6 protein-coding genes are annotated in these 12069 nt (G+C 66.7%); all 6 read right to left on the bottom strand.

Going from position 1 to position 12069, the window contains the following annotated elements; translation table 11 throughout:
- Nucleotides 1-17: 17 nt before the first annotated feature.
- The gene (locus tag ASF14_RS17905; protein ID WP_056438215.1) at nt 18-2330 is read right to left on the bottom strand and encodes a GH92 family glycosyl hydrolase; all 2313 of its coding nucleotides are present in this window, start codon (nt 2328-2330) and stop codon (nt 18-20) included.
- A complete protein-coding gene (locus tag ASF14_RS17900; RefSeq protein ID WP_056438212.1) occupies nt 2327-3751 on the bottom strand; it encodes a glycoside hydrolase family 125 protein in 1425 nt (474 codons plus the stop codon). Before ASF14_RS17900 ends, ASF14_RS17905 begins: the two co-directional genes overlap by 4 nt.
- The gene (locus ASF14_RS17895; protein WP_056438208.1) at nt 3748-6264 is read right to left on the bottom strand and encodes a glycoside hydrolase family 3 C-terminal domain-containing protein; all 2517 of its coding nucleotides are present in this window, start codon (nt 6262-6264) and stop codon (nt 3748-3750) included. Before ASF14_RS17895 ends, ASF14_RS17900 begins: the two co-directional genes overlap by 4 nt.
- Nucleotides 6261-8807, bottom strand: a complete 2547-nt coding sequence (locus tag ASF14_RS17890) for a beta-mannosidase (RefSeq protein WP_156361306.1) — start codon at nt 8805-8807, stop codon at nt 6261-6263. The genes ASF14_RS17895 and ASF14_RS17890 overlap by 4 nt, the downstream gene beginning before the upstream one ends.
- A gap of 344 nt (nt 8808-9151) precedes the next feature.
- On the bottom strand, nt 9152-10165 hold the full coding sequence (locus ASF14_RS17885) for a DUF3667 domain-containing protein (RefSeq protein WP_056438204.1): 1014 nt from the start codon (nt 10163-10165) through the stop codon (nt 9152-9154).
- Nucleotides 10166-10247: 82 nt separating this feature from the next.
- Nucleotides 10248-11879 carry a Na+/H+ antiporter gene (locus ASF14_RS17880; RefSeq protein ID WP_056438202.1) on the bottom strand — a complete coding sequence of 544 codons (1632 nt, stop codon included), beginning with the start codon at nt 11877-11879 and terminating at the stop codon, nt 10248-10250.
- Nucleotides 11880-12069 lie beyond the last annotated feature (190 nt).

The following is a 12069-nucleotide window of genomic DNA, read 5'->3' as shown; positions in this document are numbered from 1 at the left end:
TTCGGCTCCGGGAGGGATCAGGCGGGCAGGTGGTCGAAGGACGGCGGGCGATCCTTGGGATCGCGGCCAAAGGCGGGGTTCGGCTTGGCGCCCATGGTGAAGGACAGGGTGCCGCCCTTGGACAGGGTGGCATGGTCGATCCAGCTCTTCGTCCAGGGGCGGCCGTTCCAGGTCACCGACTGGATATAGGGCGTGTTCGGGCCATTGCCCTTCGCCTCGACGATCAGCGTCTTGTCGGCCCCGACCGTCAGTTGCGCCCGGTCGAACAGCGGCCCGCCGAAGACGTACGCGCCGCTGACCGGATCGACCGGATAGAAGCCGAGCGCGGAGAAGAGGAACCACGCGCTCATCTGGCCGCAATCGTCATTGCCGATGATGCCGTCGGGCGCGTTCTTGTACATCTCGGTCAGCAGGCGGCGGACCATGGCTTGGGTTTTCCACGGCGCACCGACATAGGCATAGAGATAGGCCGCATGCTGGTCCGGCTCGTTGCCATGCGCATATTGGCCGACCAGGCCTGAAATGTCCGGCGGCGCGTTCTTGGGCAGGGTCGAGGGCGCACTGAACAGCTCGTCCAGCTTCGCCTCGAACTTCGCGTCGCCGCCCATGTGGTGGATCAGGCCATAGACGTCATGCTGGTTGAGGAAGGTCGCCTGCCAGCCATTCGCCTCGGTATAATCGCGCCACCACGGCTTGGGCATGTGGCCGAGCTGGACGGGGTCGTAATCCTTCCACCAGCTGCCGTCGCTGAAGCGGGGACGGGCGAAATTGATCGAGGGGTCGATGACGTTGCGCCAGTTGCCCGAGCGCTTGCGCAGCCGGTCGGCCTCGGCGGTCTTGCCGACGCGACGCGCGATGTGCGACGCGGCCCAGTCGTCATAGGCATATTCCTGCGTCCGGCTGACGCTCTCGAACCACTTGTCCGCGGGTACATAGCCCTTGGCGTCATACAGGTCGCGGCCCTTGCTATTGTCCATGTCGGGCGCGGTGAAGTCGAAGCTGCGCTTGGCGATGCCGGGCCAGGCGGCGGCATAGTCGGCGGGAATGCCCTTCACCATCGCCTCGGCCATGATCGGCGTGCCATGCCAGCCGATCATGATCCCCGTCTCCTTGCCCTGCAGCGTCCAGACCGGCGGGCCATAGGCGCTTTGCTGGGTCTGGCGGATGATGTCGTCGACCAGCTTCTTGGCCTGGGCGGGCTGGGTCAGGATCAGCCAGGGGTGGAGCGCCCGGTACGTGTCCCAGGTGGAAAAGGTGCTGTAGGCGAACTGCCCGGCGGGGGCCTTGTGCACCTGTCCGTCCAGCCCGACGTAACGGCCGTCGACGTCTGAGAAGAGCGTCGGCGCGATCAGCGTGTGGTAATTGGCCGAGGCCATGATCGTCTGCTGGTCGGGGGTGCCGCCCTCGACGCGGACGCCGCCTATCGTTTCGGCCCAGCGGGTCATGGCGGCGCGGCGGACGCGGTCGAAGTCCCAGTGCTTCGCTTCGGCGGCAAGGTTCGCCTTGGCACCCGCGACATCGACCGCCGAGATGCCGCAGCGGATCAGCAGCGGCGCATCGCCCAGTTCGTCGAAGAACAAGGCGGCCTTCAGGCGGTTGCCCTTGACGGCGGTGCCGTTCGCAGGCGTGTCGCCGTCGCCGTAAAGCTGGATGCGCGAAGGCTTCTTCGACAGCTGCATCGCAAAGAAGATGCGGCGCCCCTTGGCCCAGCGGAACACGCGGCGGGTACCGGTGATCGTGCCATCGGGCTCGATGGTCAGTTCGGCGTCGGTGATCAGCGGCTTGGCGTCGCTCTTGTCGAGGACGAGATGCGACAGGTCGACCAGCACATGACCCGGCCCCTTGGGATAGGTGTAGCGATGCCAGCCCGTCCGCTCGGTCACGGTCAGTTCGGCCAGCACGCCGGACTCAAGCTTCACCCGGTAATAACCCGGCTCGGCCTGTTCGTCCGAATAACGCTGGCGATAGCCTTCCTCGGGGTTGGCGAGCGGCCCCGCGACCAGCTTCAGCTCGCCGCGCGTCGGCACGACCAGCACGTCCAGCATGTCGCCGATGCCGGTGCCCGACAGATGGGTATGGCTGAACCCCATGATCGAGCCGTCGCCGTGATGATAGCCCGAACAGGTGTCCCAGCGCTCGACATCGGTATCGGGGCTCAACTGCACCATGCCGAAGGGCATCACCGCACCCGGATAGGTATGGCCGTCACCGCCGGTCCCGACAAACAGATTGGGACGGGCGACCGGCATCGGCACGGCGGCGCTGACGCCACCGATCGGCAGGCTGGCGATCGCGGTCCCGGCGAGGAGCGAGCGGCGGGTCAAAATCATGCGAACGTCTCCCGCAATACTTCCGGCCGGGTGGCCGCGACATGGACGATCAGCTCGCCGAACAGGCCATTGGCCCAGGCAAACCAGTCGCGTGTGAACTTGGCGGGATCGTCGATATCGACCCCTTCGTGAATGAAGCCCGTACCGCCATGCGACCCACGGATCATCGCGAGGCTCGACCGCAGCAGCGCAGGGTCGCTCGAAGTCAGCGCGCGGGTGATGATCGACATCGGCCAGACCTGGCCGGGCCCGGTATGCGGACCGCCGATACCGGTCAGCGCCTTGCCCTCGAAATACCAGGGATTGGCCTTGCTCCAGCACGCTGCGACGGTGCGCTGCCACAGCGGGTCGGCTGCATTGACGCACCGGAGATAGGCCAGGCCAGACAGCGAGGGCACATTGGCGTCGTCCATGAAGACGGCATTGCCAAAGCCATCGACCTCATAGGCCCAGACGCGCTCGCCGCTCGGCAGTGTCATCGTACCGAACTGCCTGAGCGCAGCCTCGACCTCGGCAGCCAGCGTGGTGGCGTCCTGTGCCAGCGCGGGCTCGCCGACCGCGTTCGAGAGCGCCGCCAGTTCGCGCAGCGTCGTCATCGCAAACAGGTTGGCGGGGACGAACTGGCCGTAGAGGCAGGCATCGTCCGAGGGACGGAAGCCCGAGTGGATCATGCCGTTGGGACGCGTCGGCAGGCCATAGCCGCGATACAGCGTCTCGGTCGGCTCGGGCGCGGAGCGACGGAAGCGATAGGGGCCGGAGCCTTCCTTCCGCTGCTGTTCGCGGAAGGTCTTCACGATCAGGCGCGCCGAGGCTTTCCACTCGGCGTCGAACGGCGTCGTGTCGCCCGTCTCGCGCCAATAATCATGCGCCAGCCGGATCGCATAGCAGAGCGAGTCGATCTCCCATTTCCGCTCGGCGACGCCGGGCTTCATGTCGGTATCGTCCTTCAACGCCCAGCTGAGGTTCGTCTTGGCGTTCGGGTCCTGCATGAAGGCATTGGCGTAAGGGTCGATCAGGATCGAACGCGCCTGCCGCCCGATCAGCCCGCGGAACAACCGCCCCAGCGCCGGATCGCGCTTCACGAGATGCAGATAGGGTCGCAACTGCGCCGCCGAGTCCCGCAGCCACAGGCAGGGGATGTCGCCGGTGATGACGAAGGCGTCGGGCTTGCCGCCCACCTCGCCCAGCGACAGCACCGTGGTGTCGAGCGTGTTGGGATAGCAGTTGCCGAACATCCAGCGGAGTTCGGGATCGGCGATCAGCTTCGATATGCGGGTGATCTCCGCCTCGACCGCCTTGGACACGAAACGGCGGTCGGCGACCGCCGGGCGCTTGCTGGGGAAGGCGGGCGCAGCGGCGAAGGCCGGGGCGGCGGCGAGCGCCGCGCCCCCGGCGATCAGTTCACGACGGTTCGGGGTCATTTGGGCAGGTCCTGCGCGGTGCCGGTCACGGTGAACTGCGTCCACTGGCCAGCGCCGTCACCTGGCTGGCCGCCGCCGATATAGAGCTTGTAGGTGCCCGGCAGGATGCGGCGGGTGCCGTCGCGCCAGACCTGGCTCATCAGGCGCGGATCGATGGTGAAGCGCGCCGTGCCCGCCTGACCAGGCTTGAGTGCAACGCGGGTGAAGCCGACGAGCTGGCGTTGCAGCACGGGGTCGGTCAGCACCAGCTTCTCGTCGGTGGCGGGCGGGACCAGATAGGCCTGGGTCACTTCCTCACCGGCGCGCTGGCCGATATTGCGCAGTTGCACCGCAACATCGACCGGCTGGCCCACCGCGACGCTGGCGTTGACGGTCGGCTGGCCATAGTCGAACTTGGTATAGCTCAGGCCATGGCCGAAGCCCCAGGCGGGCTTGCCGGTGAAGTAGCGATAGGTGCGCTCCTTCATGCCGTAATCGGCAAAGGCAGGCAGGTCGGCGGTCGACTGATAGATGGTGACGGGCAGGCGGCCCGAGGGGTTCACGTCACCGCTGAGAATCTCGGCCAGCGCGGTGCCGCCCTCGGTGCCCGGATAAAAGGCCGCCAGCGTCGCGGCGGGCTTGAAGTCGCCCAGCGACACCGCCGAGCCCGACATGACGACCGCGACCACCGGCTTGCCGGTCGCCTGGAGCGCGGCGAGCAGCTTGCGCTGCGGCTCGGGCAGCACGACCTCGGTCCGGTCGCCGCCTGCGAAACCGGGGACCGAGACGCCCAGCGCCTCGCCCTCCAGGTCGGGTGACAGACCGACGACCGCGATCAGCACGTCGGCGGTCCCGGCGACCTTCAGTGCCTCGGCGGTCAGCGCCTCGGCAGGCGGCAGCCATTGCAGGCGCAGGCCCTCGTCGCCGCCCTTATGGTCGATCTCGACCCGGATACGACGCGGCGCGGAACCGTCGATCGTGGTTTCCAGCTTCTTGCCGCCGATCACATCGTCCACGACCAATTGGTCGTCGACATAAAGCTTCACCGCGTCATGCGCGGGGCAGGCGTGCCAGCAGGCGGGGCCGTCGAGGCGCAAGCGGTACTGGCCCGGCCCCGGCGGGGTCAGCGTGCCGGTCCAGCGGCGCTGGAAGGGCGCGGTCTTGGTGTAGTTGAAGTCGATGCGGCGATCCTGGCCCGCGACCGACCATTGGCCGTTCGCGCCCACCGTCTCGACCGTCAGGCCGGGCTTGCCGTTCGCCGACAGCGCGGTGTCGGGCACGCCGACGAACGCGCCTTCGGCCAGCACCGACCCTTGCGCATAGCGGACGTTGCGGCCGAACCTGGCGCGAATGCCGTCGAGCGGGGTGACGGGGTTGATGGCGGTGCCGTGATAATTGCCCTCCAGCACGCCCAGATCATCGGCATCCGCGCCGAACACCGCGAGCGTCTTGCCCTTGAGCGGCAGCATGTCGTTCGGATTGTCGAGCAGGATGATGCCCTTGCGCGCTGTCTCCAGCGCCAGCGCGCGGTGGGCGGGGGTGCCGACTTCGCTCGCCTTGATCCGGTTCCAGGGCGAATCCACGGTCAGCATCCGCCGCACCGCCAGCGCGCGGGCCAGCGCAGTGTCGATCTCACCTTCGGTAATCAGGCCGCGCTCCACCGCCTGCGGCAGCGAGAGATAGGCCTTGCCGCAGTTCAGGTCGGTACCCGCCCGCAAAGCCGCCGCCGCAGCGGCAGGCGCGTCGGGCTGAGCATGGTGGAACATCCAGATATTGCCGACCGCATCGCAGTCCGACACGACGAGGCCGTTAAAGCCCCAGTCGGTGCGCAGTCGCTGGGTCAGCAGCATCGGGTTGGCACAGACCGGCGTGCCGTGGATCGCGTTATAGGCGCACATCAGCGACAGCGCCTTGCCCTCGGTCACGGTTGCGCGGAAGGCGGGGAGGTAGGTCGCCTCCAGATCGCGCGGGGACACCATCACGTCGAAGCTGTCGCGCCCGCCCTCCGGACCGGAATGGACCGCCATGTGCTTGACTGTCGCGATGACCTTGGGATGCTTCAGGTCCGGGCCTTGCAGGCCGCGCACGAAGGCGATGCCGATGCGGCTGGTGAGGAAGGGGTCCTCGCCATAGGTTTCCTGGCCCCGGCCCCAGCGCGGATCGCGGAAGATGTTGATGTTGGGCGACCAGATGGTCAGCCCCTGGTACAGCCCGCGATCGGCGTTCAGCGGCTGCGAATTGAACTTGGCGCGCGCCTCGACCGCGACGACATCGCCGACCTTCTGGATCAGCGCGGGGTCCCAGGTCGCGGCCATGCCCATCGCCTGCGGGAACACGGTCGACGGCCCGTTGCGCGCGATGCCGTGCAGTCCCTCGCTCCACCAGTCATAGGCGGGAAGGTTCAGCGCGGGCTCGGCGGGGGCTTCGTTGACCAGCTGCGCCGCCTTTTGCGCGACGGTCAGCTTCTGCGCCTCCGGGGGAAGGGCGGGGGTGGCGGCCTGACCGGCGGCGGCGAGGAGGAGGAACGGGATCACTGGGCGTCCTTCGGACCGAGGGTGTAGATTTTGAGCTCGCGCGCCAGGGTGGCGGCGTCCGCGTCGCTTTGAATGGTGAGCGTGATGCTCTCGCCAGGCAACAGGTCGAAACCGTCGTCGGACGGTTCGGCGGCGGTGGTGCCGAAATTGACCTGCACCTGCCGCGCGAGGTTGCGCGCGGTCAGCGTCAGTTGCTTGCCCGCCCAGCGCGCGATGATGCCCGGCGCGGGGTAGAGCATGTCGCGCGGCACCTTTCGCTCGATGATCTGGCGGGCGACGACCTTGTCGCCGTCGAACAATTCGGCGACGCCGTAGCTGCTTTCCGGCGCGGCACCCGCGAACAGCGTCGCGTCGGGGATCGTTGCGACATCGCTGGCGGAAGCGGCGGCCATGGTCACGCTGCCGCTTTGCGAGCCCAGCTTGCGGCCGTCCATGCCATAGCCGGTGACGCGCCAGCCGAGCGGCTTTGGCGTCGTGGCGTCGGACACCAAGGCGATCCGCGTCGCACCGGGCTTGGTCTCCGCAACGATGGTCTGGGGTGCGAAGAAGCGGCGGACCTCGTGCTGGAGCATCTTGTCATGCCCGGTCCAGTCGATGCTCGACCAGCTGATCGCGGGCCAGCTGTCGTTGAGCTGCCAATAGAGCGACCCCAAAGTCACCGGGCGGCAGGCGCGGTGGTGACGCGCGGCTAACCCGATGGCGCGGGCCTGCATCGCCTGGGACAGATAGACCAGATCGGCGAAGTCACGCGGATCGCGCAGATTCTGCTTCAGGTAGAAGGTAACGCGCTCATTGCCTTCGCCCGCCAGGAACTTCTGGTGCGCCTTCATCACCGGGCTGTCGATGCGGAAGTCCTCGGGCGCGGCGAAGGTCGCGATGGTCGACAGGTCGGGGAAGGCCTGGAAGCCATATTCCGACATGAAGCGCGGGCAGCTATCGGTATAGCGCTCGATCGGCTTGGAGCCCGACCAGACATCCCAGAAATGGCGGTCGCCGTCCTTGTCGGTGTCGGTCGGCCCCTCATAATCGGTCGAGGGCGATCCCGGCCAATAGGGGATGCCGGGCGAATTCTTGACCACCGCTCCGCGCAGCACGCGATCGAACAGCACCGCCATGCCGGTGCCGATCCGCTCCTGCTCGTCCGGGCCGACCGCCTTCTTGAACGCCTTGCGATCCGACCAGTTTTCCCAGCCGGACAGCACTTCGTTATTGCCCGCCCAGATGACCAGCGAGGGGTGCGATTGCAGGCGTGCGACCTGCTCCTCGGCCTCGATACGGACATTCTCGCGGAACTTGGCGTCGGGGGGCGTGACCGCGCCGCCGAACATGAAGTCCTGCCAGACCATCAGGCCTAGTTCGTCGGCGGCGTCGTAGAAGCTGTGCTCGGGATAATAGCCGCCGCCCCAGATGCGGACGATGTTCATGTTCGCCGCAACCGCCTTTTCCAGCATCTGGCGCTCGGTGGCAGCGGCGACGCGCGACGGAAAGGCGTCGAAGGGAATGACGTTGGTGCCCTTGGCGAAGATCACATTGCCGTTGATCTTCAGACCGAAGCTGCCGTCCTTCCGGACCAGCTCGACGGTGCGCAGGCCGGTGCGCTTCTCGACCGCATCCGCCCCGGCCAGCGCGGCATTGACGGTATAGAGCGGGTGCGCGCCGAAGCCGACCGGCTGCCAGCGCTGCGGTTTGGTGATCGCGACGGGGACGACCACCTCATTCTCACCCGGCTGGAGCGCGACATCGCGGCGGACCTTGATGCGCTTGCCATCGGGGCCGGTGACGGTCACGTCCATCCGCGCCGTCTGCGCGCGGTCGGCGACGACTGAGGCACGGGCTAGGATGCGCGCCTCGGCATCGGTCAGCGCCTCCTGCTCGATGCGCAGATTGTCGATGCGCGCGGCATCCCATGCTTCCAGACGGGCGGGGCGCCAGATGCCGACATTGACGATGCGCGGTGCCCAGTCCCAGCCATATTGGTATTTCGGCTTGCGGATATAGGGGGAGGTCTGAACGCCCTTGGGCTCGTCGCCATAGGGCGAGTCATATTCGCCGGGCAGCGGATGCTTCTCGGCCAGCACCATCGGCTGGAGCGTCTTGATCGGCGAGGCGAAGGTGACGACGATCTCGTTCGCGCCCGCCTTCAGCAGCGGCTTGGCATCGGCCCGCCAGCGGCGATGCGCGTTGTCGGCGGACAGCAGGCGCTGGCCGTTGACCGTGACGGTTGCGAAGGTGTCGAGCCCGTCGAACACCAGGTCCAGGTGATCGCGGGCCAGCATGGCGGGCGTCACGTCCAGATTGGTGCGATACTGCCACCCGGTCAGGCCCGCCCACTGGATCGGGGCCTCGTTCGTGCCCTTATAGGGATCAGGCACGATGTTCGCGGCGATCAGATCTTGCTGCACGCTGCCGGGCACGGTCGCGGCCAGCCAGTTCGCCGCCTGTGGGTGCGCGCCGGCGGCGGCGGCGTCCTTCGGGTCGATCCGCACCTGCCACCGGTCGAGCGTCGCCACCGTCTTGGGCGCGGCCAGCGCAGGAGCCGCCATCGGCAGGGGCAGGGCGAGCGCGGCCAGGATCAGACCGAGACGATGTTTCACAGCGATTTCCCCGAAAGCGGCACCGCTGCGCCGGGTCGGGCCGACCGCGTACAGGATGCAGGACTATGGCTTGGACCAGAAAGGGGCGCACGGCGCGGACGCGCGACGACGGCGGGGCAGGTCCCCGATCGCGCCAGGCTCTTTCTCGCCATCCGTCACCCCCGTCATCACCGGCTTGTCGTGCGCCGGTATTCTCATGGTATGTTTTGGTATCATGGCGAGGTCAACGGGGGGCGTCCACCCATTTTCTGGTACGATTTTCTATCCCATTGCACCTGCAATGGATTGGCGGCTCAATGCGCCATGCCCAGCGCGAGCAGCCCGATGATCCAGATCAGCAAAACGGCCACTGCCATAACCGAGACGACCAGCGTCATCAGCAGGCCCGACACCCGGCCCAGGCGATAGGCCCCGCGAATCTGAAGGAACAGATGCACGGGAAAGGCGAGCATCAGCAGCGCCAGGCCGGGCAGATGCGCCAGCTTCGTCCACAGGATCATCACGACCATCAGCAGGCTGACGAAGCTGAGCGAATAGGTGACGAACACCGCATGGTCGAACATCGCCAGCCCGCGCTTCCACAGGAAGAACAGCCGCATGAACGGCATCGACAACAGGATCAACGCCCAGGAAAATTTATAGCCGTTCGCCTCCATCTTGAAGAGGAGGAATTCGGGATCGCGAATGGCATGGACGATCTTGGCATCCAGCGATTTCCAGCCGGTGATGACCTGCTCCTGATGTTCACCGGAACTGGAATGGGCTTCGTCTCCAGCACCCAGCGTCATGGCACTGGCGGTGAAGTCCATGCCTTGCTTTTGGTCGACCAGCTCCGCCCGTTCCTTGTCGAGCAGGGCGGTATCACGTTTGGCGGCGACGGCCGCGGCGCGATCGCGGTCGATCACCGCAATCCGCTGGTCGACCTTGGCGACTTCGGCGCGCAGCTCAGTCGCGGCCTCCTGCGTGCCGGGTGCATGGAATGTCGCAAAGCCCCCAAGGGCCGAATAGGCGATATAGAGCAGGAAGACGCTGAACAGATACAGCGCCAGCGGGGACAGGAAACGCCGTCGCTCGCCCGCGATATAGCGGCGGGTCAGTTCGCCGGGTTTGATGACGAGCATCGCCATCGTCCGCCACACCTGTCCCTCGATATGCAGGACGCCATGGCTGAAATCATGCCACCACGCGCCCAGCGTCCGGTGGATGTGCGACGACTGGCCGCAAGCGTGACAATAATGGCCGACCAGCGCCGTGCCGCAATTCAGACAGGCCTTCGCCTCGTCTCCCAGCATCTTGTCCCCCTGCATCTTATCCCCTTATCGATGCAAACCCCATTGACGAGACACGATAATTCGCCGCTCGACGCAAGGCCAAAGATCATCGCGGCGGTCAGCTTTGCGCCGACAGGCGGGTATCGACCAGGTCGAGCTCGCGCCCCAGTCGCTGCGCGGTCTCCGACCCGATGGCGCGCGCGTTGAGCAAGTCGAACACGACCCGTCGCTCGGCCCGGATCGCGGCCAGCCGCATCCGCCTCTCGACATCCTCCAGCCGCTTGGCATCGGGATCGACATCGCCCTCCAGCGTGTCGATCCGGCTGCGATAGCCGTCCCTCAGGCGCGAGGCGATCTCGACATATTGGTCGGCATCGTCGCGGCCCTCGGCCATTTCATGCTGAAGCCGCTCCAGCTCGGCGATGGCGGCCTTGGCGGCGGCGACGCGGGTATGGTCCAGTTCGCTCATGCCGTCCTGGACGGGCAGGGCGAGGCCACGCAGCAGCAGCGGCAGGGTCAGGCTGGCGATGACCAGCGAGGACAAGATGACGCCGCATGCCAGGAAGATCACCAGATCGCGCGCGGGAAAGGGCGTGCCGTCGCCCAGCGTCAGCGGCAGGGTCAGGGCACCCGCCAGGGTGATCGCACCGCGTGCGCCCGCCACCGACATGGCGGTGATGACCCGGCGCGGCGGGCTGGTGCGGTTGGGCAGATGCCGCTCGCGAAACAGGGTCAGGCGTAGCGCGACCCAGGTCCAGGCGAAACGAAGCGCCGCCAGCCCCGCGACGATCGCCAGCACGTACAGGCCCAGCCACCACAGACTGTCATGTCCGGTCAGCATCACCGTGTCGCGCGCGCCAGCAAACACCTGCGGCAATTGCTCGCCCAGCAGCACGAAGATGATGCCGTTCAGTGTGAATTGCAGCATGTCCCACACCGCCTGCCGCCGGATGCGGGTGGCGGCCTTCACGCCCGACGAGACGTTGGTGAAGGACATGGCGATGCCCGCCGCCGCCGCCGCCAGCACGCCCGAGCTTTCGACATGTTCGGCGACCAGATAGGCGGCGAAGGGGATCAGCAGGCTGACCAGGATGTTCGACCCGCTGTCGTCGCCGAAACGCCGCGCGAAAAGGCTCTTGGCAGTGATCGTGCCCCAGGCGATGGCGACGCCCAGCCCTACGCCCGACACCGCCATCCATGCGAAGGTCAGCCCTGCATGGGTGAGCGAAAAGGCCCCGGTCAGCGCGGCGGCGACCGCGAAGCGCAGGCAGACCAGGCCCGAGGCGTCGTTCAGCAGCGACTCCCCCTCCAATATGTGCATCATCCGCTTGGGGATCGGCACCTTCTGCGCGATGGCCGACACCGCGATCGGGTCGGTCGGCGACACCACGGCGGCCAGCGCAAAGGCGACCGCATAGGGCATGGCGGGGATCATCCAGTGAATGAACAACCCCATGCCCAGCACCGTCAGGAACACCAGCCCCAGCGCCAGCCCCAAAATCGCGCCCGCGTCGCGGAACAGCTCGTCCTTCGGAATGCGCCAGCCGTCAAGGAAAAGGAGCGGCGGCACGAAGAGCAGGAAGAAGATTTCGGGGTCGAGTTCGACGCGGATCTGCGCAATCCCGCCGATGACCGCACCGAGCGCGATCTGGACGAGTGGCCGTGGAAGCGCCGAGGGCAACAGGCGGGAAACGACCCCGCTCAACACCACGGCGAGGAGCAGGAACAGGCTAAGCGTGACGATGTCCAATCGGGGACCTTTCGGGTGCAGCGGTTGGAGTGGCCATGGCGACAAGGCGGCACGACCGGCAGATCAGCGAAAGGCGAGGGGCAAGGCCGACACGAATCGCGCGAGGGTTAACCATGACATGCGCGGCAAGGGACGTTCAACCCGTTAAACGGGTTTTATGGGTTGATCCATGCTGTCTTATTTCCTCCCC

Origin of the sequence: Sphingomonas sp. Leaf257 (genome assembly GCF_001422185.1) — a bacterium.
GTDB lineage: Bacteria > Pseudomonadota > Alphaproteobacteria > Sphingomonadales > Sphingomonadaceae > Sphingomonas > Sphingomonas yabuuchiae.
Note: the sequence above shows the minus strand (reverse complement) of the source record. Positions and strands in the feature narration are given on the sequence as shown.